General features: G+C 44.7%; 25 protein-coding genes and 1 pseudogene. 7 read left to right on the top strand and 19 right to left on the bottom strand.

Annotated elements, in window-relative coordinates:
* Positions 1–142 precede the first annotated feature (142 nt).
* The gene (locus tag VQ00_RS01830; protein WP_046178411.1) at positions 143–673 is read right to left on the bottom strand and encodes a GNAT family N-acetyltransferase; all 531 of its coding nucleotides are present in this window, start codon (positions 671–673) and stop codon (positions 143–145) included.
* 90 nt (positions 674–763) lie between these two features.
* On the opposite strand from VQ00_RS01830, the gene VQ00_RS01825 reads away from it, so the two are divergent.
* A complete protein-coding gene (locus VQ00_RS01825; RefSeq protein WP_046178410.1) occupies positions 764–949 on the top strand; it encodes a hypothetical protein in 186 nt (61 codons plus the stop codon).
* A 46-nt stretch (positions 950–995) separates the two neighbouring features.
* On the opposite strand, the gene VQ00_RS01820 is transcribed toward VQ00_RS01825, so the two are convergent.
* From VQ00_RS01820 to VQ00_RS01800, 5 genes are all read right to left on the bottom strand, one after another.
* Complete coding sequence (locus VQ00_RS01820) at positions 996–1460, bottom strand: DinB family protein (protein ID WP_046178904.1); 465 nt, start codon at positions 1458–1460, stop codon at positions 996–998.
* A 26-nt stretch (positions 1461–1486) separates the two neighbouring features.
* The gene (locus tag VQ00_RS01815; RefSeq protein WP_046178409.1) at positions 1487–1885 is read right to left on the bottom strand and encodes a GNAT family N-acetyltransferase; all 399 of its coding nucleotides are present in this window, start codon (positions 1883–1885) and stop codon (positions 1487–1489) included.
* A gap of 197 nt (positions 1886–2082) precedes the next feature.
* The gene (locus tag VQ00_RS01810; protein WP_046178408.1) at positions 2083–3387 is read right to left on the bottom strand and encodes a globin-coupled sensor protein; all 1305 of its coding nucleotides are present in this window, start codon (positions 3385–3387) and stop codon (positions 2083–2085) included.
* Between the two features lie 205 nt (positions 3388–3592).
* Positions 3593–4102, bottom strand: a complete 510-nt coding sequence (locus VQ00_RS01805; RefSeq protein ID WP_046178407.1) for a CarD family transcriptional regulator — start codon at positions 4100–4102, stop codon at positions 3593–3595.
* A 111-nt stretch (positions 4103–4213) separates the two neighbouring features.
* Complete coding sequence (locus VQ00_RS01800) at positions 4214–6199, bottom strand: alkaline phosphatase family protein (RefSeq protein ID WP_052728281.1); 1986 nt, start codon at positions 6197–6199, stop codon at positions 4214–4216.
* A gap of 168 nt (positions 6200–6367) precedes the next feature.
* On the opposite strand from VQ00_RS01800, the gene VQ00_RS01795 reads away from it, so the two are divergent.
* On the top strand, positions 6368–6625 hold the full coding sequence (locus VQ00_RS01795) for an HPr family phosphocarrier protein (protein ID WP_046178903.1): 258 nt from the start codon (positions 6368–6370) through the stop codon (positions 6623–6625).
* 18 nt (positions 6626–6643) lie between these two features.
* Here VQ00_RS01795 and VQ00_RS01790 read toward each other — a convergent pair whose 3' ends face one another.
* The 4 genes from VQ00_RS01790 to VQ00_RS01780 all read right to left on the bottom strand — a co-directional run bounded on the left by VQ00_RS01790 (position 6644) and on the right by VQ00_RS01780 (position 8313).
* Positions 6644–6952, bottom strand: coding sequence for a hypothetical protein (locus VQ00_RS01790; RefSeq protein WP_156153947.1), 309 nt, complete (start codon positions 6950–6952; stop codon positions 6644–6646).
* A gap of 105 nt (positions 6953–7057) precedes the next feature.
* A complete protein-coding gene (locus VQ00_RS19310; protein WP_281175884.1) occupies positions 7058–7180 on the bottom strand; it encodes a hypothetical protein in 123 nt (40 codons plus the stop codon).
* Entirely contained in the window at positions 7177–7848 is a 672-nt protein-coding gene (locus VQ00_RS01785; RefSeq protein ID WP_046178404.1) for a peptide-methionine (S)-S-oxide reductase MsrA, read from the bottom strand. Before VQ00_RS01785 ends, VQ00_RS19310 begins: the two co-directional genes overlap by 4 nt.
* 84 nt (positions 7849–7932) lie before the next feature.
* A complete protein-coding gene (locus VQ00_RS01780; RefSeq protein ID WP_046178403.1) occupies positions 7933–8313 on the bottom strand; it encodes a hypothetical protein in 381 nt (126 codons plus the stop codon).
* A 215-nt stretch (positions 8314–8528) separates the two neighbouring features.
* Here VQ00_RS01780 and VQ00_RS01775 point away from each other — a divergent pair, with 215 nt between their 5' ends.
* Positions 8529–8720: an alpha/beta-type small acid-soluble spore protein gene (locus VQ00_RS01775; protein WP_046178402.1), complete on the top strand. Its 192-nt coding sequence runs from the start codon at positions 8529–8531 to the stop codon at positions 8718–8720.
* 108 nt (positions 8721–8828) lie between these two features.
* Here VQ00_RS01775 and VQ00_RS01770 read toward each other — a convergent pair whose 3' ends face one another.
* The 4 genes from VQ00_RS01770 to VQ00_RS01755 all read right to left on the bottom strand — a co-directional run bounded on the left by VQ00_RS01770 (position 8829) and on the right by VQ00_RS01755 (position 13832).
* Positions 8829–9527, bottom strand: coding sequence for a hypothetical protein (locus VQ00_RS01770; RefSeq protein WP_052728279.1), 699 nt, complete (start codon positions 9525–9527; stop codon positions 8829–8831).
* A gap of 120 nt (positions 9528–9647) precedes the next feature.
* Positions 9648–11369, bottom strand: a complete 1722-nt coding sequence (gene cysI / locus VQ00_RS01765; protein WP_046178401.1) for an assimilatory sulfite reductase (NADPH) hemoprotein subunit — start codon at positions 11367–11369, stop codon at positions 9648–9650.
* Between the two features lie 27 nt (positions 11370–11396).
* Positions 11397–13232, bottom strand: a complete 1836-nt coding sequence (locus VQ00_RS01760; protein ID WP_046178400.1) for an assimilatory sulfite reductase (NADPH) flavoprotein subunit — start codon at positions 13230–13232, stop codon at positions 11397–11399.
* 357 nt (positions 13233–13589) lie between these two features.
* Positions 13590–13832: a hypothetical protein gene (locus tag VQ00_RS01755; RefSeq protein WP_046178399.1), complete on the bottom strand. Its 243-nt coding sequence runs from the start codon at positions 13830–13832 to the stop codon at positions 13590–13592.
* Positions 13833–13944: 112 nt separating this feature from the next.
* Between VQ00_RS01755 and VQ00_RS01750 the strand changes: the two genes are divergently transcribed.
* Positions 13945–14457, top strand: a complete 513-nt coding sequence (locus tag VQ00_RS01750) for a YceI family protein (RefSeq protein WP_046178398.1) — start codon at positions 13945–13947, stop codon at positions 14455–14457.
* On the top strand, positions 14454–14939 hold the full coding sequence (locus VQ00_RS01745) for an immunoglobulin-like domain-containing protein (protein ID WP_046178397.1): 486 nt from the start codon (positions 14454–14456) through the stop codon (positions 14937–14939). The genes VQ00_RS01750 and VQ00_RS01745 overlap by 4 nt, the downstream gene beginning before the upstream one ends.
* 36 nt (positions 14940–14975) lie before the next feature.
* Here VQ00_RS01745 and VQ00_RS01740 read toward each other — a convergent pair whose 3' ends face one another.
* From VQ00_RS01740 to VQ00_RS01730, 3 genes are all read right to left on the bottom strand, one after another.
* A complete protein-coding gene (locus VQ00_RS01740) occupies positions 14976–16463 on the bottom strand; it encodes a flotillin family protein (protein ID WP_046178396.1) in 1488 nt (495 codons plus the stop codon).
* A gap of 183 nt (positions 16464–16646) precedes the next feature.
* Positions 16647–17135, bottom strand: coding sequence for an SRPBCC family protein (locus VQ00_RS01735; protein ID WP_425388342.1), 489 nt, complete (start codon positions 17133–17135; stop codon positions 16647–16649).
* Between the two features lie 181 nt (positions 17136–17316).
* A complete protein-coding gene (locus tag VQ00_RS01730; protein ID WP_082091430.1) occupies positions 17317–18522 on the bottom strand; it encodes a Bcr/CflA family multidrug efflux MFS transporter in 1206 nt (401 codons plus the stop codon).
* Positions 18523–18788: 266 nt separating this feature from the next.
* Here VQ00_RS01730 and VQ00_RS01725 point away from each other — a divergent pair, with 266 nt between their 5' ends.
* Positions 18789–19721 carry a methyl-accepting chemotaxis protein gene (locus VQ00_RS01725; protein WP_046178394.1) on the top strand — a complete coding sequence of 311 codons (933 nt, stop codon included), beginning with the start codon at positions 18789–18791 and terminating at the stop codon, positions 19719–19721.
* A 468-nt stretch (positions 19722–20189) separates the two neighbouring features.
* Positions 20190–20984 (top strand): serine/threonine protein kinase, encoded by a 795-nt coding sequence (locus VQ00_RS01720; RefSeq protein WP_046178393.1) that lies wholly within the window; start codon positions 20190–20192, stop codon positions 20982–20984.
* Positions 20985–21142: 158 nt separating this feature from the next.
* Here the strand turns inward: VQ00_RS01720 and VQ00_RS19005 are convergent.
* Together VQ00_RS19005 and VQ00_RS01710 are read right to left on the bottom strand one after the other, a co-directional pair.
* Positions 21143–21250, bottom strand: a pseudogene (locus tag VQ00_RS19005) (DedA family protein); the annotation flags it as partial.
* 49 nt (positions 21251–21299) lie between these two features.
* On the bottom strand, positions 21300–22628 hold the full coding sequence (locus VQ00_RS01710; protein WP_082091429.1) for a sensor histidine kinase: 1329 nt from the start codon (positions 22626–22628) through the stop codon (positions 21300–21302).
* Between the last annotated feature and the right edge of the window lie 19 nt (positions 22629–22647).

The following is a 22647-nucleotide window of genomic DNA, read 5'->3' as shown; positions in this document are numbered from 1 at the left end:
AAATAAAAAAGCGGTTACAGACGTTGCTGGATACACGCGATCAACTCGTTTTTCTAAATTCAGGATCACTTAATGACAGAAAATTGGTTAATGAAACACATGTATATAACGTCCATTCTTTTCAAACGTTGTTCATGCGGTCTCAAGAAGACCGTTTTCTCCACTCTTCTTCAAGTAAACTCATTTCCCATAGGTTCCAAAATTCGTTCCCTGCTTTGCGGGCATCACGCAGCAGGCCTTCTTTTTGAAATCCCGCTTTTTCATAACAAGCAAGCGCCGCACGGTTGAAATCAAATACACCGAGGCTGACACGGTGCAGCTTGAATGTGCTGAAGACCATGTCCACTGCTGCTTCAATAACGTGTAATCCCATTCCCTCCCCACGTATCGATTCATCACCGATCAGCACTTTCCCGATTCGCGCCGACTCATTGCGCCGGTCGATTTTTAAGGAAATATGACCAATAACACGCCCGGTTTCTTGATGAATCGCTTTGTAAACAAACGTATCCGCACCTGAATGATTTGCTTCCTTTATATAGTTTTCCAGCTGATGAACATGAAGCGGGAATGTAAAGCCGGTACCAGCCCACTGAATCATAAATGCCTCAGTCGGAATCCATTGCATCAACTGCGCAAAATCATCACGTGTGAAATAAGCAAGCTGAATCATCGACTGCCCCCCTGTCCGATAAATAATTCGTGCTACAATGATATCAAACAAATAATGGAATTAAAACTACAATAAGAAAGAGGTTTTTAAATGATTGCCTCTGTTTTTTTAGTCCCGTCCATTCTAGCCGTCCTGTTTTTTCTAACGGCTGCCTCATTGCTGAAAAAGGTGCAGGCCGGCAAAGATGGTCACAATGAAACGCTGCTCGGTGCAGTTCTGGCGTTTTTCCTTGTCCTTTCTTTTTTGATCAGCATCCTGATGATACAGGAATTTTAACGGGTAGAAGAAAGCGTGTTTCTCATAGGAAACCCGCTTTTTGGCTTTATAAAAACCGTTTAATGGATTTAATCGTTTCGGTATGAAGCCCCTCATGATACAGGCTGAATGTTAAAAATTCTTCAACGGTTGACAGCTTCATGCCTGCTGATGTCACGAACGGCTCGGCTGTGGATTCTGACATACGGTGTCCGATCTGCCGCTCAATTCGCTCTGTCTGCTGCTCTAAAAGCGCCCGCAATTCATCGGTTTTTGGCACCTCTCCCTGCCAGTCTGCCGGTTTTGTTCCGCGGCCGAACCAGTCATGAAAAGAATCCGGCAGCACCATTTCTTCTCCGATAAAATAAAACGCAAACCGCTCCTGCACGAGATAAATGTGTCCAAGGTTCCATTTAATATTGTTGTTAAACCGATTCGGTACAATTAACGAGGTTTCTTCGCTAATGTCTTTCGCCGCTTTTAACGCCTGGCCGCGGACAAACGCTAATTGATTAAACAAAAAATGTGTCATGTCAAATTCCCCTTTTTCCAATTAGATTACTTCTTCCGCATAATCCGAAATGCGTTGTCCGCTTTTTCATACCCTTGCTTCGGATAAAAATCCATCGCATTCGGTGCTGACAGCAAAACAAGCGTCACCTCGTCACCAAGCGTGCCTTTCACACGTTCAAGCAGCGCTGCGCCAATTCCGAGTCCCTGCATCTCTTTTTTCACTGCAAGATCCGATATATACGCACAATAGGAAAAATCGGTCACCACACGCGCTACACCGATAAGCTCGTCTTCTTTCCACGCCTCCGCAATCAAATCGGCATGATCAATCATTTTTTGCAGTCGGGGCAGATCGTCTGCGGGGCGGCGAATGCCGGATGATTGGAACACCTCGGATAACTTTTCAGCTGTAATGCCCGTATCAAAACAATATTGAATCGTCATGTTAAACTCTTCCCTTCTCAATTGCTTTCGCAAGCCGGACCAGCCAGTACAGCGCAATCCACGGAAGCACATATGTCGTCACAAACACTTATTCCCATTATAGTTTCACTCGTTCTATTAATCAATGACTCCATTAACTGTACAAAAAAAGAGTATCCGGAAGTCCGTTGATAGACTCTCAAACACTCTTTTGTGGATTACATCGTTTGTTCCGCTTTTTCGAGCAGATTGGTTGTCAGTTTCGACAGTCCTTCTGTCGTTTGGCTAATTTCCTGAATAGACAGGACAATTTGATCAAGATCTTCTTTATTTCGTCCAAACATCGTCAAATAGTTTTCCATTTCCATTTTAACAGTAGAAAGTCCGCCTTTGACCTGCTGTAGTTTCAATTGTGACTGCTCATTTGACTGATTTACTTCTTCCATCTGGCCGACAAGCCGGGTGATGTTCGTATTGTTTTGACCGATTAATGTATTGATGCTGTTGCTCATCACCTTGGAATGTTCGGCAAGCTTCCGTACTTCACTGGCAACAACCGAGAACCCTTTGCCATGCTCCCCGGCGCGTGCCGCTTCAATTGATGCATTCAAAGCAAGCAAATTTGTCTGATCCGCGATGTCTTCAATGCCTTTTGTAATGCTGATAATTTCTTCTGAAGTATGTTTCAGTTCACTGATTCCTACTAAAGAAGCGCTGACTTTTTGGGTCGACTGTTTAAACTGTCCTTCCATTTCTTGCATTTGTTCTTCATTTTGGACGGTTAACCCGACCAGGTTTTTACTGCTTTTTTCTGTTTGGCCGGTTTCCTGCAAAATTTGCGACGCTCTTGAACTCGTATCTGAAATAGCCGCTTCTGTCTGCTCAACAGATGCAGCAACTTCCTGACTGACGGAGACGATTTCCTGCTGAAGGGTGCTTTTGGCTTCGTTTGCCCGTTTTAATTCTTGAAGCCGGACGTTCATATATTGATCAATCACCATTTGTGCATCCAAGTTCATGGCATGCGTAATCGCCTGAATAGCTTTTGAAAGTTGTTCAGGGTCGTCTTGAAAATGCTCAACGACTTTTGGAATAATGAGTGTGTTAAAAGCAGAATAGGATGCTACAAACCAAGTAACCGGGACAGAATACCGATTATGAGTCTGCCCCATACGCTGGCGCATCTGTAAAAACGATTCATCCATTTTTCCTGTCAGCAAGCTGCGGAAATAGTCAGCGAATACTTTTTTTAGTCTTTCTCTGCTGGAATGATCCTGCGCAATTTGCGCCATTTCCGGGCTTTTTACCAAATGATCCAACACCGTTTCAAGCACGTCGTCCAAGATTTCATTCATAACCGGTGCTATTTTCCGAAGCATGTCCACCTGCTCCTGCGTATAACCCATATAGTAAAGGCGTGGCGCTAAACCGTCGTCTGCGGAAGCGGCAATGGCGGATTTTTCTGGAAACTGTATTACGGCTTTAAATTCTTTTTCTTTTTTATCTTTAAGGAAAGGAAACATAGTGATCCTCCACATTCTATAAGGTACATTCTTTCTTTATTATGGAGGAAGAGAATAGGTCATTGCAACTATCAATCTTCTTTCATTCAAGACTTTTGACATGTAATTTCTTAGAAAAGAAATAATTTTTGATTTTTCCTTCTTGAGTTTTCTGTTTTTTTCAAATAAAAAAAAGCTTCTCAGCTTTTTTCATCATGGCATTTGTTTAACCGGCATTCTTTTCCCAGTTAAGCCGGTCATGTAATAAGTCAGCCGCCTGAGGTTCCGTCATGCTATTGCTTAGTTTGAGCTCGCTGACGAGAAATTGCATAGCATCTCGAAGCATCGTTTTTTCATTTGAGTTTAATGCTTTTTCTTTTTTAACCAGCATTAAATCGCGGATGACTTCAGCTCCGTCTCTTGTCATCCCGGTTTTCATTTTGTCGGTGTTGATCTTGTATCTTTGTTTGTATGTCAATGACCGATCGATTTCTCCCTGCTGAAACATGTCCATTACTTTTTCAATAGCGGTCATATTCAGTACGAGCCGCATCCCTGATTTATCCATTTTCGCTATTGGAATCATTAGCTGCAATTTTTTTACTGGAAAAGCCATAATGAAATATTGCTGCGTTTTCCCTAGAATCTCTTTTTCCTCAATGGCATTGATTACGCCTGCACCATGCATCGGATATACAATCTTGTCGCCAATTTCAAACAAATGATCCACCTCCATGGATTGTTCCTATTTTAAAGATAACACACTATAATATTTTATTCAAATTTATTATAATAACACTTTTTTGTTTTGAGTGTCAATACATTTTCAATAAAAAAAGACTGCTTATTAATAAGCAGCCTTCCCTTTTTTCCATTTCCATAAATTAGTTTTTATTTCGCCTTCTATGAATGCTGGTGCTTTAATACCAAGCAAATCATAGATCGTTGGTGCAAGATCGAGTGTAGATATTTTCCCAACTGTTTCCCCTTCTTTAAAAGAAGAACCAATGGCTGTAAACACTGGTCGCAAGTCTTGCTTGGCCGAATCGCCGCCATGTGTACCAAGCTCGACTGCAGACTTGCTCGTTTTGTCTGTTCCATTCGCCATCATGTACCCGGGCGCACCAATAAGCAAAATGTCACCGGAATGGGCATGGCCCAGCGGCTTCTCTTCAGGATCAGGTGACGAAATGATCGTTTCATATGGATGAATGGTCTTGTTGATACCCGCCTGCCAAACATCTTTCATGTCCGCTTCGGGAAGCTTTGACAGCCATTCATCTTCTTTTTCGGACAAAACGGCTTCCAGCGCAAGTTCGAGCATGGCGTCCTGGTTCTTCAGCTTTACTTCGGCCTGCTTGAATGCGTTGATTGCCTGTTGCTGGACGGATTCCACTTCATTATCCGCCACAATGCCATTTTTTTCGGTTGATTTGGCGTTAATGTAGACATGCGCGGCTGATCCACTTGGCACGGCGTACACTTTCGTTTTGGAAAAATCGATTTTGCCCTCTTGATCGACTGTAAGGAGTCCTGCGTTTTTTAATACAGCGTTCGGCTGGAGCATTGTATGGGCTGCTTCCATGCCATGATCGGATACAATGAAGAGATGGTCATTTTCATCCATGGCGCTCATCGTTTTGCCGACAGTATCATCAGCCAGTTTATACGCCCATTTCACATAGCTTTCATAAAGGTCCGCCTTGTTCTTCGTATAGCCGGGCTGGCGCGGGTCGGTCAATGTATAATGATGCTCCTCGTGGTCAATTTGCGGTCCGTAAAAAAAGAGCGCATCCGGTTCGTACGTTTCTTTTATATAAAGTGAAACATCTGTAATCCATGTAACGAAACGGGCGTTGATTTCTTCATATTCACGGCGGGTAATCCATTTTTTCTCAAATGCCTCATCTTCTGATTCAACTGGAAAAAAGCCAAATTGATCGGTAATCGCTTGTTCAAAACCGTCCGGTCCGCTCAATAAGCCGGAGGTAACCGCTGTTTTGAAGAAGGGAACAGGCTCTGTCAAATCCGTCGTTTCTCGTTTGACTTTAAATGAAAAGCCTGCTTGTTCTCCACCGTCCATCGTCAGTGGAACCGCCCCCCATTCATTGCTTTTCGCCCTGCCATCCCATTCGTCCACTTGCTTGTTTTCAGAGAGGATAAATTGGTCATAGTTCGTTTTTTGATCGTCCGTTGTATCCGCAGCAAGCATGTAGAATGTCCGATTTTTTGCGTCTTTCAGCTTAAATGAAAAGGTGGCGTCCTTTAACGGACTAAAGCTTTTTGGGGTGCCAATCCAGCCAGATGCTTCCTCGAATGAAAGCTGCTCTAAGCTGCTTTTTGCCCACGTATCACCATAAAAGACGGAATAGTCCGCTGCCTGATTTTTTGTATCGGGGTTCGCACCCGGAAACGCAACCGTTGCGGTTGTTTTGCCTTGGCGGCTTGCTTCGCTCCAAATGGGTGACACGTTGATCGTTGTGTGAAAAGCATCGTCTTTATTGTTAAATTCCTTATCAGAATCGTGAAATTGATTGCTGACAATGCCGGTTTTATTCGGTGTCGCGCCGGTTGACATTGCAGCGTGAGATGGTGCTGTTAAGGAAGGCATAATCGTTTCCGGCTTTTTTGCCCAAACACCTTTTTCGACCAGTGCCTGCAAATGAGGCATGTCTCCTGATTTCATATAGTTTTTCGTTAAATCGTGCCGCATGCCATCAAATGAAATGACAATCACATCATGGTCTTTCGTTTGGGTCCCTGCCTCCGCCTGCACCGAAAATGGGTTCAAGGAGAGAGACAGCCCGGCTATTGACAGCAACAGCTTCTTCATCTTTTTATTCATCCTCTTTTCTATTCAATTGTTACCATACTCTCTACCCTATATATATGTAGATAGGCATGCTTTTTTTGGAAATTTCATTATGAATAAAGGGGTTCTATTTTTTATGGAAGTGGGTATACTAAATACTGTTATTCTACGAGGAAAGGTTTGACAAGCATGTTTATCAAAACTGTTTATATAAGCGGTTTTACGCCGCAAACCGCTAAACCACTCGTCCACTTGGCCAGCCAGTACGTATCTGATATTTACCTTGAATATCAAAACCGGAAAATCAACGTAAAGTCCATTATGGGTATTTTGTCGCTCGGCTCTATGAAAGATGAGATGACGTTAACGGCAAAAGGACTCGATGAATATGAAGCCATCAAAGCGATCGGTGCAGCACTGGAACAAACAGAAATACGCCCTGCTTAATTGCAGGGCGTATTTCTGTTAATTAATCATTAAATCGAGAAACAAGTAGCCGTTTTGAATCGGGTACGAGAATGTCCGGATGCGCACGTTTGTCTCCAAATGAACCAGCTTCCTTTGCTCCTCGGTTAATACTGCACGCAATTTTTGATCAATTAACCGTGTGATTTTATGGTTTTCTACGAGCAGGACATGCTTTCCTTTTTCCATACCTGCCGTGATGTATGCGGCCGCATACATCACATACGTCTCCAACTCATGAAAGCAGTACACAATATGGCATGATGCTTCCACAAGTTTTTTTGTGATACCCGTCGCCTTTTTTTCCACGTCTTCAAACCCCTTTACACTAAAAATAAAAAAAGCCAAAAAGAAAGGCCATTCACCTTTTCTTTTTGGCTTATATCCAGTTCCATGCCTGGCTTATTGCTGCCGTTATTCTGTTGGTTTTAGCACGAATAAAATCGTGCTTTTATCTTGATCAAAGTCCCAATCAACAAAAAAATCGATGAGCTGGGCGTTTAATTGTTTTTCAAACAGCGTTATTTCTCGTTTCACCAACGGATCTTTTGCATCATATCAAGTAGTATATGCCGGGAAGAGTCGGGTATATTCCATAATTTTATTTCTTGATGAATATTTTGAAGTGTACCAAATTCCTTTACAAATCCATTTAACCGGGCAATTAACGTAGAATTCATGAAAGACGCTTCAGACGGAAAAGACGTTTCCAGCATACCCGCTGCTTGCTTAAACCGTTTCAAATGATACTTTTGATGACGGTCTTCTGCCAGTATGAATGCTGTAAACGGCTGAATCTCCGTTTCAATCGTTTCCTTCCTTTCCAGTTCTAGTTCTTTTTTCACCTTATCAATCGTCTGTTTTTGCTGTTGGTCATGATAAAACAGAATGGACATGTACTGGCGTTCTCTATAAGTTACACGATGCGTCGACGTATGATGCGCCCAAAACGTCCGGATAATATCTTCAAATGAAAGAAGCGACGGATCAAAGTCGATCTGCACAGTTTCTGTATGATCGCCCATTTGCCGATAGACCGGCTCATGTGTCGTGCCTCCCGCAAAGCCAACCCGAGTCCGAATAACGCCCGGCATGGCGCCAAACCGGGCATCCGGGCTCCAAAAGCAGCCCATGCCTAATGTAGCTGTTTGGATGTTCGGGATACGCGCCTGCCATTCCGCTTCAAAGTCAGCTATTGTCTTCATTTCACAGACCCCTTTTTTCTCATTATACCGAACTCTTTTTCACGCATAAAAGAAAACGCTTGGGGCATCCATGGCCCGAAGCGTTTAGTCTTGAATGGAAACAGTAAAAGCACCTGTTTCATCGGCGGTAATAACCGCCTGTTTTTTTTGCCGGTTCTGTTCCAGTTCATACGTTTGAACCGTTGCGTTTAATTTAGCAGAGTCAGTGTCAAGATGGGTTTCGGCTGGTACTGCATCAGCTGGCAAAAATCGCTTTGCCAATTCTACCGCCGCTTGTGCCCCCATCGGCATCGAGCTTGACAGCTTATGTACGTTCTTTTCTTCGTCAATCCAGCATGTCAATTTAGCATTAATGCCGGGAATGTCAAATGAAATCATGTTATTTGTTGAATCAGGTGATGGCTGCCCGCACACATTAATAAATGCTTGGATTGACTCGCCCACTTTTGGATATCCATGATGCATGAAAATCGCTCCTTTGATTATAGATCTGCCTTTAGCATTTACCCTTAGCAAGACCTTCCAAAACATCTTATTTTAACCTTAGTATCACCGTACTCTCCACTGTCATGCATAAGTGGAATCTTTCCAAAAGCGATATCATTTGCTATCGGTTTCCCTGCATGTTTGACCTGCTTAAAACAAATAGTATGAACAAACAAAAAAGGTGGTGAAAAAACATGGCAAGCAATAATCGTCGTCAGCTTCTAGTGCCTGGTGCAGAACAAGCATTAGAACAATTTAAATACGAAATTGCCAGCGAATTTGGCGTAACGCTCGGTGCAGGCACGGCTTCGCGGGCAAATGGCTCAACCGGCGGTGAAATAACGAAGCGGTTAGTCCGCCTCGCTCAGCAGGAGCTTAGCCGTTAATCCATCTTATCTGTTTGCTTAAAAGGCGCACCCCATAAAATTGAAACGAGAAACCACAATGGTTTTTGCCGCTTTATTTTCGGGTGCGCGTTTTATTTTCTCAGCCGCTTACCGTTCCTCGCCGAAGATTGTTACATATTGGCGGCCTGACTCAAATGTACGTCCATTCCATTTCAGCACATTTTCCATATAACCAAGCCGGTCAGCATTGTAACGACCCGCAATATCTTGATAAGCATCCAGCTCATAAACGCCATCACGTTCAAAATTAATCGGATATAACCCCGACAGAGGCGAAAGCCAGCCTTGAATCGGCTTTTTCAACGTGCCATCCGAATTGTAAATTTCGGTTAAATACTCCTTTCCCTTCGTCGTGAGATCCAGTATGTACCGTTTATCCGGCTCCTTACTCGTTACCTCTGCCTTGTAATTATTTTGATACTGAACATCGTATTGCCCTTTTTCATTAAACGTATTCACATCGAAAATTTGCGCAAATCGCCCATTTAGAAACGAAAAAACATATGCATAAATGGTTCCGCCACTTCCACCAGTACTGATGACGACCAAAATATCTTTCACCTTATTCCCCGTCATATCCCCAAGAAAAATGGTGGGACGGTATCCTGCATTTTCCCGCAGTGGAATCCGGAAAGATTGAGCGGTCCGTCTGCACTGTACAACAAGTGTAATCTGCTGCAAAAAAGGACTGTTAGGCGTTTGAACGGCCGTAAGATAGACAATATCCGGCACTCTGTCTCCTGTCACGTCCCCATACTTTACTCCAACGACCGTTTTTTTCTCCATTTATTCTCTCCTTTCTGCCGCCTGATTCTTTGTGTTTTACCATCCGTATGTGTAAAAATCTCTTTTTAGACTAAACAAAAAAAGAGACAGGATTGGATTCCTGTCTCTTATACATCTTTATTAGTTATGGAAATTTGTTCCATCTGTTGTCGCTTCGATAATGCCGGCACGAATAACGAAATCACCAAAGTGCTCGCCTTCCTGACGCTCTTTTGCATAGCGTGACAAAACAACACGTAATTCGCTTAAAATTTCTTCTTCACCGATATTTTCACGGTGCATTTTGCTTAAGCGGCTGCCGTCATGCGCAGCGCCCAAATACATATTGTATTTGCCGACCGCTTTGCCGATAAAGCCGATTTCGCCAAGAGCATGGCGTGCACATCCATTCGGGCAGCCAGTCATACGAATCGTAATTTCTTTATCACGAAGACCATTTTCGTCGATAATCATGTCGATTTTGTCCATCAACGTCGGCAAGTAGCGTTCTGCTTCTGCCATGGCGAGACCGCACGTCGGAAACGCTACACACGCAAGCGCGCTGCGGCGAATTGCCGAGTGGTGTCGTCCTTCTGTTAAGCCGTACTGATCAATAAGGGCATCGATTCTTTTCTTGCTTTGAACAGACACATTGCCGATGATCAAGTTTTGATTCGCTGTCAGGCGGAAATCACCTTTATGCACTTTTGCAATTTCGCGAATGCCTGTCATAAGCTTGTAGTCTGCATAGTCAACAATCCGGCCGCCTTCAACAAACATCGTGAAATGCCATTTGCCTTTGAAGCCTTTTTGCCAGCCATACCGGTCGCCGTTATGATCAAAGCGGAATTCACGAGCTTCAGATAGCATCCAGCCGAGACGGCGCTCAAGCTCTTCTTTTACGGTTTGAAGGCCAAGACGGTCTACTGTGTATTTAAAGCGGGCGTATTTCCGGACAGAGCGGTTGCCGTAATCACGCTGAATCGTGATGACTTTCTCTGCTACATCCAAAATTTTATCCGGTGTGACAAACCCAATGACTTTGGCAATCTGCGGATACGTCGCTGTGTCACCGTGCGTCATGCCCATGCCGCCGCCGATCGCGACGTTAAATCCAACAAGCTGGTCGTTTTCAATGACCGCGATAAAGCCAAGATCCTGCGAGAACACATCGACGTCATTAGACGGCGGTACCGCAATACCGATTTTAAATTTACGGGGCAAGTAAAGCGGACCATACATTGGTTCGTCCGTTTCCGGTGTGCCGGCCACTTTTTCTTCATCAAGCCAAATTTCGTGGTACGCACGCGTACGCGGCAATAAGTAATCGCTCAGTTTTTTCGACCATTCGTACACTTCAGAATGAACCTCTGACTGATACGGATTCGATGTACACATCACGTTACGGTTTACGTCACCGCATGCCGCAATCGTATCCATCATCGTCGAATGGATGTCTTGAATCGTTTGTTTCATGTTCCATTTTAAAATACCGTGAATTTGGAACGTTTCACGTGTTGTTAATTTTAACGTGCCATTTCCATATTTATGCGCAAGCTCATCCATCATCAGCCATTGATTCGGTGTCGCGACGCCGCCCGGCAGGCGGACGCGCAGCATAAATTGATACGCCGGCTCCAATTTTTGCTTTTGGCGCTCTGTACGCAGGTCACGGTCATCCTGCAAATAGCTGCCATGGTGCTTCATGAGGCGATTATCGTCATCTGGAATACCTGCTGAAATCCGGTCTTGCATCACTTCTGCAAGCGTGCCGCGCAAGTAGTTGCTTCTCTCTTTAATTTCTTCTACGTCACTCGGTGCGCCGGCGGGTGCTGTTAACAGTTCATTCACCGTTTTGCTCATTGTGCTTGTCCCCTTTCAATCAAAAACTTAATATACGTCGCGCTGATAGCGTTTTTGCTGCTGCATGTCGGCTACATATTGCTCCGCCTGCTCGCGGCTCATGCTGCCTGCTTTTTCAATAATATCGATCAATGTATGATGAACGTCGTGCGCCATGTTTTTCTCGTCGCCGCATACGTAAACCGCTGCGCCTTCTTGGAGCCATTGGAATAATTCTTTGCTGCTTTCCTGCATGCGATGCTGCACGTACACTTTTTGGGCCGTGTCACGTGAGAACGCCACATCCATTTTTGTTAACACGCCGTCTTTCAGCCATTTTTGCCATTCGGTTTGATACAAGAAGTCTGTGACAAAATGCTGGTCACCGAAGAACATCCACGTGGGACCGGCTGCACCTGACTCTTCACGCTCCTGCATAAACGAACGGAACGGTGCTACTCCTGTGCCAGGTCCAATCATAATTACAGGCGTTTCAGGATTTTCCGGCAGCTTGAAGTTGTCATTATGCTGAATATAAACCGGCAATGTATCCCCCGGCTCCAGCCGCTCTGCGCAAAGAATCGAGCAGACACCATTCCGGTCACGGCCGTTTGCATTGTAGCGAACCGCACCAATTGTGACATGTACTTCGTCCGGATTTGCTTCTAAGCTGCTCGCAATCGAATAAAGACGCGCCGGCATTTTGCGAAGTACATCCGCAAAAGCCTGAGGTGAGACGCCGAACGGGCCAAATTGCTGGACAACATCAAGCAGATCGCGGCCGTTTATATACGCTTTCACTTGCTCGCTGCTGCCAATTAAATCGTGCAGCTCGTCAACACCTGTTAATTGGGCGATTTTTTCTAATAACGGTTTTGTTAAAACGGTAATTTCATAATGAGACAAAAACGCGTCACGTAATGAACGGACATCGCCTTGTTTATTAATAGTAATCGTCTCGTCCGCGTTCCAGCCGAGCGCCTGAATGAGTTCATCGACAAACAACGGATCGTTTTGTGGATAAATGCCGAGGCTGTCACCCGGTTTATATATGAGGCCGGAGCCTTCAAGTGAGATTTCAAGGTGGCGCGTTTCTTTGTTTGAACCGCGTCCGTTTAAGTTCATACTTTCAAGTACTTCCGCGTGAAACGGATTTGTTCTTGAATACTCAGATTCAACTGCTGTTGCTTCTGATGCGGCGGAAGCCGATGAAGACGTTCCTGTTCCTGATGCGGCGGACAATCCGTTTACAACATTGTCAAGCCATTCTGCTGCCGGCTCGTCAAAGTCAAGGTCACAGTCCACGCGCGGTGCAATACGTTCGCCGCCCAGCTCTTCAAGACGCTGGTCAAATTCTTTTCCTGTCTGGCAGAAAAATTCATACGAGCTGTCGCCAAGAGAAAGTACAGAAAAGCGGGTGTCGTCCAGTTTTGGCGCGCGCTTGCCATGAAGAAACTCATGGAACGTGATCGCGTTATCCGGCGGATCGCCTTCTCCGTGCGTGCTTACCACGATCAGCAAGTTTTGCACTTTTTTCAAATTGTTCGGCTTAAAGTCGCTCATTGCCGAAACAGTGACATTAAAACCATTTGATTCAAGGGTCTTGCCGGCTTTTTGAGATAGACGCTGTGCGTTACCGGTTTGAGAACCATACAAAATGGTGACATCTTTCGACACGACTGGAGCTTGCGGTGCCTGAACGTCTGCGCTCGCTGTCTCCGTTGCAGCTGGTGCTGCTGGCACTGCTGAAACAGCAGCAGATGGAGAAGCTGCTAAATACCCGCCTAACCATACCTTTTGCGATTCGGTTAACGTTGGCAGAAGACGATTCAGGAGTTCTGCCTGCTCCTCATTAAACGGACTGTTCGTTACTTGAAATTGCAACACGATCCACCTCACATAATATAGGAAATTCTTTTAACGCTATAATAATACATTTATCGTAGACTTATTATTCCTACAAGTCAAGTTGGTTTTGTTTATGCTAACCATTAGTGATAACTTATAGTAGTAACGAAAATAATAAGAATCATTCTCAGTTAGACATAAAGCGGTAAGGCTGTTCCAAAATGGAATAACCTTACCGCTTAGGGGTGCTGCTTTTCATTTGGGACCGGCCTTTACTCTTCTTAAGGCGGTGAAACTTTTTCGGCCCATAAAGCATAGGAAACCGCCGTGAATTTATTTGTACCGGCTCAAGCCGTTACAGATAGCTGGTGTTTTAAGAATTAAGAAGCCATTTCATTCATCGTGCGTAGGATGCGCGCCTGGATATTGCCTCGGCACATTTTCGTGCTGCCGCCTGAATTCATACGTAAATGCACTTGCTGTTCGCTGATTCTTTTTCCACGGTGTGCTTTTGTTTTCCACCTTTGCCTCTTCCCCTATCGCTGCCCCGTAGGACCCTTCCGGAAATTCTTCCGGTATAATGGTCTGCTGATCCTGCACGTTCGTCATTTCTTGATAATTCTTTTCCTTATCCAATCCTTCACCCCCTTTTGACTAGTATGTCCGTTTAAAATAGCGCTGATTTGTTGTTTTGTTCATTCTAATGAAGGGAAACAATAAAAAAGAGAAAACGAAGGGGGAAACGAAAATGGATAAAATCAAATGGACAGTAGACGAGTCGCAAAGCAGCATCATTTTTGACGCCAATCAAGTGAAAGGCTCCTTTCATTCATATGAAGCTGTTGTAGAGTCAGACCCCGGCAGCCTCGTCACAGCGAATATTGCTTTCATGGTTGATCTGAACAGTATTGATACAGGTGACAAAAACCGGGATGCCCTTTTGGTAAGCGAAGAATTCTTTGATGTTAAAAAATTTCCGGATATGCGCTTTATCGCTAACAATATTCTGGAGCATGAGGAACATCAATACGAATTGATTGGGGAATTTTCCCTTCACGGCATAACCCGGACCGAGTCCTTTTATGCCACCTTTAAAGGTGAAGCAGAAAATCCAGATAATCCTGAAAAAAGCAGCTTCAAGGGAAACGGCACAGTGAAGCGAAGCGATTATGGGCTGGCGGAAGGCGAAAGTATACAGGGAGCGCTGGCCGGCGATGACGTTCATTTTACCCTTAACATTCAGCTCACAAAAGAATCATGAGAAAAGGGATTGTTCAATTAGCTGCCTCCCTGCTGCTGTTATCAGGCTGCCAATCAGAGGAGCCGGCTCCCAAATCACCGGAAGAGCAAACCGCCCCGATTCAAGACCTGTCGAATGAACAAAATGGACTCTCGATGACGGTGAAAAATGTGTCGGGCAACGGGCTTACGCTTGTCATTCAAAATGGGCGCAACGCTGAATTTACATACGGACGCTCTTTCCTGATCGAGCAGAAAATTGGCAAAACGTGGTATGTGGTTCCATTTAAAGAAAACATGAATATCTTTGAAGACATTGGCCTTTTAGCCTCACCTCGCAAACAGACGATGGAAACCGTCGATCTCGGCCAATTGGAAGGACCACTTTCTAGCGGCAGCTACCGGATCGTTAAATCATTCAGCGAATTCTCCATTAATGAACAGGGCGCAGGAGTCCATTCAGATGAATTTCAGCTCGCTGCGCCATTTGAAATAAAAGATTAAAACAGCTCCCTTACCGATTCGGCAGAGAGCTGTTTTTTATTTATTTTCTTCCTTTATTGTTTCAGTCATTTGATTAATCGGAGCAGGGGCGGTTTCAACTCGTTTTCCTTTAGAGGCAAAATCCTTTAGAAGGCTCGCTACATCAATTCCTGTTAACTCCTTTAATGGATCCTGAATACCAAGCATTGTGTCGGTAACACCTTTACTGACGGACGGAATGCCAGACTCGCTGCCTGTTTGGATGATTTTAATTGAGTCGACATTGTTCAACGGCTGTGCGATTTTTTCTGCGAGCAGCGGCAACATTTCAATGATTTTTTCCGTAATGATGACATCACCGTGTTCTTCAATCGCTTCTGCAAGCAACTGGCGGGCTTTCGCTTCTGCTTCTCCCTTTTTTAGGACGACTTCTGCTTCGGCCAGACCCGCTTCACGGACAATTCTTGCTTTTGCTGCTCCGTCGATTTGGGCTTTTTGTGCTTCTGCTTCCACCCTTTTCGTTGTTTCATAGAAATCAGCGTCCGCTTTTGCTTTCCGGATTTTCGTTTCTTCCGCTTCGAGTGTCACAAGCCGCTCGCGCTCAAGCTGGTGAATACGAAGCTGTTCCTCTTTTTCACGGCTGACTAAAATGAGCTCCGCTTCTTTTACTTCTTTGGCAAGCTTTGCTCTTTCAAGCTCGTAGGACTGCTCGGATTTTGCCCGTGCCCGTTCGGTTTCTTCTTTAATTGCCGCGTCTTTTAAATCCTTTGCTTTTTTCGATTCGGCGGTGGCGATTTCACGCTTGTATTCTTCTTCACGCGCTTCCTGGTCTGTTTTCGCTTTATGAATACGTGTTTCCCGTTCGCTGTCCGCTTCGGCGATTTCCGCCTGCTTGCGCACTTCCGCAATCCGTGGGCGCCCGAGGTTGTCGAGGTAGCCGTTTTTCGCATCTGAATCACGCAGATCGGTCAGTCCGAGTGACGTAATTTTAAAACCCATTTCATCGAGCTGCTTTTGGGCAATTTCGGTAACCTGCTTGTTAAAGCCTTCCCGGTCGCCATTAATTTCTTCCACCGTCATTTTAGATAAAATCGCCCGCAGATTGCTTCCAAGGACTTCCGTGATTTCCACTTCAATTTCCTCCTGTTTTTTGCCCAAAAACTGCTCGGCGTAGTTGGCAATCCCTTTTAGGGTGTCGGCTACTTTCACCATCGCAACAGCATCCGCAACGATCGGTACGCCGCCATTTGTGTAGACGCGCGGTGTCGTTAATTTCAGCTGAAAGGATGTTAAATTGACCGGTGTTGACGTCTGGAACATACGGAGACGATATCCGCCGCCGCGGATAATTTTCATCGAACGTCCTTCATCATCGGTAAAAATATTCGTTTCTTTTTCGGTATCACCAAGCTTTGGTCCCGTAATGACGAGCGCTTCATTTGATTTCGCGGTCCGGTAACGCACTTTCATGAAAAAGTACCAAAGTGCCGCTCCTGCCGCCGCTAAAATAAGAACGAAAATAAGAAAAATGACTGTATTTCCCATATAAAAGCTCAACTTCCTTTCATGGCAAAATATAGATCACCTAACTCTACGTGATAGTAAGAATAGAAGTTTCATTCTAAAAGGTAGTTTTTTCAAAAAAAAAAAAGCCCAGCTTTGAATGGGCTGCTTTGCTTATATATAGGAAGATTTATTTTTTATCAAAGTCTCTATATTTTCTCCCTTCTATCTCGCAGCTTCTTTGACCGCAGCCACATATTTTTTATACCAGTTTTTCCAGTCGTCTTGCCTTGAGACAACCGTTCTTCCGTCTAATAAGGCTTCGATCACATTCAGACATACATGCCATCCAGCTAAATCTTTTGCTGTATGATCGTTAATCTTTTGTATCGTTTCGGCCAGAACAAGCCGGCATCCATTGGCCGCGTCATGCAGTTCAAACCGGACATGGTCTTCTCCCCACGTATACGCAAGAACAGATTGGTCCTGAAAATCCGTAATCGGGAATTTTCCAAATGTCCCATCCCGCATATCAAATGCCATCGTGCCGCCTTCACATAAATTCTCAACGCGAAGCTCTGAAAACCATAAAGCCAGTTTTTCATTCTCCGTCAGCATCGCCCATACCTTTTCTACCGGATGATTCATCTGACGCTCAAATCGCGCCACATATCCTGATTTTCCTTTTTGAATGACTGCTAACATTTGACCCATCCTTCCTATCCGCTTGCAGCGGGATTTCTGTTCTCATTATCCTCTTAATCCGGACCGGCATGCAATTCTTTTAAGGAAGAATTGTTCGGCTGGCTTTCCGGTCATTGTCCGTTATCTACCAGCCTTATTTCGGGGGTTGCTGTCTGCCTCTACCTCAAAATATAAAAAAGCACACGACCGATTAAGGTTGTGTGCTTCTTTTCGCACTGCGGGCAAGCCCGAAATACGCGACCATTGCCAGCATGCTGGCCCCAAAGATCGTCAGACCCATTGGAACGGCTGTGTTTTCTCCGGCAATGCCCACAAGCGGCGACGTCATGGCGCCTAGCGCAAATGGAAGCAAGCCGAGCAATGCCGAAGCGCTGCCCGCAATGTGCCCTTGCGTTTCCATCGCGAGCGAGAATGCCGAGGTTCCGATAATACCGATGGACGAAACGAAAAAGAAGAGCGGGATCGCAATCGAGTAAAGCGGGCCGTGAATCAAAATCATGGCAAGCAAGACCGTCCCGGCAGCGGCAGACATAAACAAGCCGATCCGCAAAAAACGCTCCGTCGGAATATTGTCCGAAAACCGGCCCACAATTTGCGTGCTGATCATAATGCCAATTCCGTTCAGGCCAAATAAAAAGCTGAATACCTGCGGCGACACGCCATATATATTTTGATAGACAAAAGGGATGCCGGATACATAAGCAAAAATGCCGCCGACCATTATGCCCTGTGCCAGCGCATAGCCCATAAACTCGCGATTGCCAAGAAGGGAACCGAAGCTTCTGAACGTCTGTGTAATGCTGCTTGGCTGGCGCTTTTCCACCGGAAGCGTTTCATCCAATTTCCATATCACGACAAGCATTAGTATAATGCCAACGGCACTTAATACAAGAAAGACACCGGACCAATCGGTAAATGCCAGCACACCGCCGCCAATGATCGGCGCTAAAATCGGGCCTAAATTGTTGACGAGCATAAGCAAGGCGAAAAACTTCGTCAGTTCCCGGCCGCTGTACATATCCCGAACGACTGCGCGTGAAATGACAAGTCCACCGGCTGCTGAAAATCCCTGCATCACGCGCGCCGCAATAAACCAGTAAATCGATGGCGCAAAAGCGCATAAAAGGGATGCGATAAAGTATAAAAACAAGAAAAAAGTAAGCGGTTTTTTCCGCCCCCGCACATCGCTCATCGGACCAATGATAATTTGTCCAAGTGCCAGGCCGATTAAACAGGCGGTCAAACTGATTTGCACGAACGATGCCGTCGTGCTGTAGTCATCCGCAATGGTCGGAAACGACGGCAAATACATATCAATCGTAAAAGGTCCCATTGCGCCAAGCGCCCCGAGAAGCATGGCCATTTGGGTCCGCTTGCTGCTGCGTCTTACATCCAAACTATAAACCCCTCTCTTTCTCCCAAAACCAAAGAAGCCATTTAAACAAAAGCCTTCTTTCACTTTACAATATGACCAGTATAGCGGATTTTGTCAAAATCGCCCAGCAATTGAACTCGTTTTTCTGCTGAACGTGTCCAACGTTATGATCCTGGAATTTTATCGCTACTTATTCAGCAACTGCTTACAATAGTATTTAACTATTAAAACGGTATTTACTGTAAATATAGAGATTTCTCAACAGTTTTTAGGAGGATACTAAGAATATGACGACGGAAAATGCAGGGTTTAATGATTCTCTTATCGGCAAGACAATTGAAGCAAGTCTGGCCGTTATTCGTTTCGATTTGGACCGCCGGGTCGAATACGTCAATCATCATTTTGCCAAAGCAGTGGGTTATACACCCGAACAACTGATAGGCATGTACCACAAGGAACTTTGTTTCCCACACTTCGCGAATAGTGCGGCTTATGAAACATTTTGGAAAAGCCTGTTTTCAGGAAAAACGTTTCAAGATAAAATTGAACGTATGGATGCAAATGGCCAGGCGATCTGGCTGGAAGCGACCTATATGCCTATTTTTCATCCCGGCAGCAATCGCGTCACCGGCGTTTTAAAAGTCGCCACTGATATTACAGAAGACCACGACACGATTACACAGGTAACGGGTGAACTGCAGCGGGTAGCCGGTGAGTTAAGCATCCGGTCTGAAACCGGCATTGAGCGCAGCAACGAACTGCTTAAAAGCATCCAAAAAATCACCGGTGAGTCCATCGAAAATACAGAAACATTGACTAACCTGCAAAAACAGGTAGAATCAATCACCGGCATTGTCCAGACGATCCGTAACATCGCCGCGCAGACAAACCTGCTGGCGCTCAACGCTGCGATTGAAGCAGCCCGTGCCGGCGAACACGGCCGCGGATTTGACGTCGTCGCCAAAGAAGTGCGCAAACTCTCTTCTAACGTCGAATCATCCATTATTGAAATCCGCGATAACATTGAAGCCATAACAAAAGAAATTGAAAAAATCGCCGGTGGTACGACACGCGTTCAGACCAATGTCGAAGAAAGCCGAATCGAAATTCAACAGGCCGGTGAAGACTTCATAAAAATCGCCAATTCAGCCCAGTCTCTCAATACTCAGACGCAGCGATTTGTGAACTTCTTTAATCAAGATACATCCCAGGTGAAATAATAAACATGGATGCGCTCTTTCCAAAACAAAAGAAACTGTTGTGAAAAACGGCTTCTTTTGCGTCATGACTATGTTCGTTCGATCTCAGACGCCACGACGTAATCATCCAATTCGAATAAAGCCGGACGACTGCCCCGTCTTCTTTCACTTATTTAAGCATATCCATATTGTTAAATACCTAAAAGTGCATTCCCATCAGTTATGGTCCAGCTAGTAAACATGGCGATTTTAAATTAAAATGAAACCAATTTCCATTTTGATTCGTAAATAAGAAAAAAAGGAAAGCAGGGATCTTATGTTAAAGAAACTCCTTAAACAATTACTAAACCAAAAGTCTTCTCATGGCCGCCGTTATTCCAGCAGTGATCACCGGTCTAGAAAGCATTCTCATCACTCGTCAAAGCACGGGCATCATTACTATAAGAAAAAACGCGGATCTTCTTACAGCTCTTACAGCAGCTAAGTAAAGTGGACATTATTTTCTCCGCGCTATTTGAACGGCCGCTGAAACCAGATACCCTGGTCCGCGGCCGCTTTAAGCTAAACAGCTTGATCGGCAAAGGAAGCTACGGTCTTACGTATAAAGCGAAAGATCTTCAAACAGGCAGGACTGTGGTCGTAAAGCAGCTGCGAAAACGAAAACGGCACAAGTCAGAAGAAGTACAATATTTCTGGCAGGAAGCGGACTTTTTGCAGCAATTCCAACATCCTTCTATCCCTCAGTTTGTGGCTACGTTTGAGGAAGACGGAGTTCCGTTTCTTGTCATGGACTTCATCGACGCGCCCAATTTTGAAGAGTTGATTTTCAACAAAAACAAGGTATACACCGAAAAAGAAACATTTTTGATTTTGCTCGATGTGATCAATGTGATTCAATACTTCCATAAGCAAGGCATTATCCACCGCGATTTGCGCATCCCGAATATTTTATGGGACGGCGCTTCCGTGTATGTGATTGATTTCGGCTTGGCCCGGTTACTGGACAGCAAGATCGCCTCTTCACCCCGCAAACAAAAAAAAGAGCATCCGCTGTTTCGGGAGCTGTCTGTCAGAAGCGACTTTTTCGCGCTCGGCCATTTTGCGCTGTTCCTGTTGTATTCCACGTTCGAGTCTGCGTCAAAAAAAGAAAAAAGCTGGGAAGAAGAGCTTGTGCTTTCCCCTGCGGCACGTCACACGATTCGCCGGATGCTTCAGCTTGATCAACCATATGTAACAGCCGATGAACTTATGGCGGACGCAAAAAAAGTAATCTCCCTCGGTTAAAGTGAAAACGGGAGTGATAAAACGAAAAACAGACGCTGGTACGACTGCTCACGCCCTTTTTCATTCAGGAAGTGCCGAAATATAATTCAAAGGAGATGTCTCAAAAAACCTGAGACATCTTCTCTTTTTTTTTTCACAGTACTGCTTTTCCTGCAAGTGGTTGTCATAAATCCGCCAAATGTTAAGATAACTTCTGATGGAATGGGCGGAAGAATGTTTTCTAATGCAATCAGGAGAAAAATCCCCATATATCCGTATTGACTCATTTAATCTGTAATCCAGTTTTCTATATTCACGCTCCTTAGAAAAATTGCTTCAATCGCGCTGATCCGAGATTGGAAACGCAATCGTAAATGTCGTTCCTTCTCCCTCGCCGCTTTGAATACCGATGGTGCCGTTATATTTTTCAATCCAGCGTTTCGCGATGGCAAGTCCAAGACCCTGCCCTCCTTGTTTACGGCTTCTCGCTTTATCGACCCGGTAAAACCTGTTTAAAACAAAAGGAATATCTTGTTCAGGAATCCCGATTCCCCGGTCCATTACCATTATCCTGATGGCCTGATTTTCAAACGTACAGGCAATCACGATTTTCTTTTCCTCCCGTGAGAACTTCACCGCATTATCGAGCAGGATAATCAATACTTGCTCCAAATGACGGGCTGGTATCGCAGCGGACGGGATGTTTTCCTGTATATGTGTGATAAACGTAAAGTCAGGATGCAGCAGTTCAAAGTTTTGTTTTACCGTTTGGATGAGTGGACCGGCCTCAATCGGTCCGACTGTTCCCGCTTCCGCTCTTGAAAGCTCCAGCAGCTCTTGAACAAGCTTAATTAAGCGGTCAACTTCTTTTAAACTGGAATCGAGCGATTTTGCCAGCACTTCAGGGTCATCTTTTCCCCATCGGTTTAACAAAGCGAGATGGCCGTGGATAATCGCCAAAGGGGTTCGCAGTTCATGAGAGGCATCCTCTACAAATTGCTTTTGCTGCAAAAAGGATGCTTCCAGATCATCCATTAATTCATTAAACAGTTTTCCTAACTGCGCAATTTCATCATTCGTTTCGTTAATGGGAACACGTTCTTCAAGCCCATTCACTTTAATCTTTTGCATCGTTTCGGTCATCGCCCGTACATTGGATAATAGTTGTTTGGATAAAAAGGTTCCTCCAAGAAAACTCAGCAGCAAACCGCCAACCCCTGCCGCAATTAAAATCACGAAGATGTTATCAATAAAGTCATCAAACATCTCCATGCTTCGGATGATTTCAACCGTTCCGGTAAATTCAGCGTTTGCGACCGGTGCTCTTAAAATAAGGAGTGGATCTTCACCATTTCGAATTACTTCAAAACGCTTGCTGTTGACAGAGGCAGGAGAGATATCCGTTTCAGCCAAATCATTGGAAACGCTGATAATGATATTTCCTTTTTCATCGATGATTCGCATGAGCTGATCTTCATTATTAATTCTTGAAAAGTCGTTTTCGCTGCGTTGTATTTCTTCTGCTGAAAGCGGCTCATTGCTCGATTCAATGAAGACAAGAATTTCTTCCAGCTGATGATTGACGTTTTCTTTTTCGTAGCTTAGCGTTCTTTGCTCAATAATGAGGTATTGCAGAATTAAATAAGAAAGAAAGAGAATAAACATGAATGCAGAGGACCAAAGG

The organism is Domibacillus tundrae (genome assembly GCF_000970675.1).
GTDB lineage: Bacteria > Bacillota > Bacilli > Bacillales > Domibacillaceae > Domibacillus > Domibacillus tundrae.
This window is presented reverse-complemented; position numbering and strand designations above follow the sequence as displayed.

Excerpts from the sequence above, each read along its gene's own strand:
- VQ00_RS01820 (WP_046178904.1), bottom strand. The coding sequence starts at position 1,460 with ATGACACATTTTTTGTTTAATCAATTAGCGTTTGTCCGCGGCCAGGCG.
- VQ00_RS01745 (WP_046178397.1), top strand. The coding sequence starts at position 14,454 with ATGAGAAAAGGGATTGTTCAATTAGCTGCCTCCCTGCTGCTGTTATCA.
- VQ00_RS01825 (WP_046178410.1), top strand. The coding sequence starts at position 764 with ATGATTGCCTCTGTTTTTTTAGTCCCGTCCATTCTAGCCGTCCTGTTT.
- VQ00_RS01795 (WP_046178903.1), top strand. The coding sequence starts at position 6,368 with ATGTTTATCAAAACTGTTTATATAAGCGGTTTTACGCCGCAAACCGCT.
- VQ00_RS01815 (WP_046178409.1), bottom strand. The coding sequence starts at position 1,885 with ATGACGATTCAATATTGTTTTGATACGGGCATTACAGCTGAAAAGTTA.
- VQ00_RS01785 (WP_046178404.1), bottom strand. The coding sequence starts at position 7,848 with ATGAAGACAATAGCTGACTTTGAAGCGGAATGGCAGGCGCGTATCCCG.
- cysI (WP_046178401.1), bottom strand. The coding sequence starts at position 11,369 with ATGAGCAAAACGGTGAATGAACTGTTAACAGCACCCGCCGGCGCACCG.
- VQ00_RS01830 (WP_046178411.1), bottom strand. The coding sequence starts at position 673 with ATGATTCAGCTTGCTTATTTCACACGTGATGATTTTGCGCAGTTGATG.
- VQ00_RS01740 (WP_046178396.1), bottom strand. The coding sequence starts at position 16,463 with ATGGGAAATACAGTCATTTTTCTTATTTTCGTTCTTATTTTAGCGGCG.
- VQ00_RS01710 (WP_082091429.1), bottom strand. The coding sequence starts at position 22,628 with ATGTTTATTCTCTTTCTTTCTTATTTAATTCTGCAATACCTCATTATT.
- VQ00_RS01775 (WP_046178402.1), top strand. The coding sequence starts at position 8,529 with ATGGCAAGCAATAATCGTCGTCAGCTTCTAGTGCCTGGTGCAGAACAA.
- VQ00_RS01800 (WP_052728281.1), bottom strand. The coding sequence starts at position 6,199 with ATGAAGAAGCTGTTGCTGTCAATAGCCGGGCTGTCTCTCTCCTTGAAC.
- VQ00_RS01725 (WP_046178394.1), top strand. The coding sequence starts at position 18,789 with ATGACGACGGAAAATGCAGGGTTTAATGATTCTCTTATCGGCAAGACA.
- VQ00_RS01750 (WP_046178398.1), top strand. The coding sequence starts at position 13,945 with ATGGATAAAATCAAATGGACAGTAGACGAGTCGCAAAGCAGCATCATT.
- VQ00_RS01805 (WP_046178407.1), bottom strand. The coding sequence starts at position 4,102 with ATGGAGGTGGATCATTTGTTTGAAATTGGCGACAAGATTGTATATCCG.
- VQ00_RS01770 (WP_052728279.1), bottom strand. The coding sequence starts at position 9,527 with ATGGAGAAAAAAACGGTCGTTGGAGTAAAGTATGGGGACGTGACAGGA.
- VQ00_RS01780 (WP_046178403.1), bottom strand. The coding sequence starts at position 8,313 with ATGCATCATGGATATCCAAAAGTGGGCGAGTCAATCCAAGCATTTATT.
- VQ00_RS01735 (WP_425388342.1), bottom strand. The coding sequence starts at position 17,135 with ATGGGTCAAATGTTAGCAGTCATTCAAAAAGGAAAATCAGGATATGTG.
- VQ00_RS01810 (WP_046178408.1), bottom strand. The coding sequence starts at position 3,387 with ATGTTTCCTTTCCTTAAAGATAAAAAAGAAAAAGAATTTAAAGCCGTA.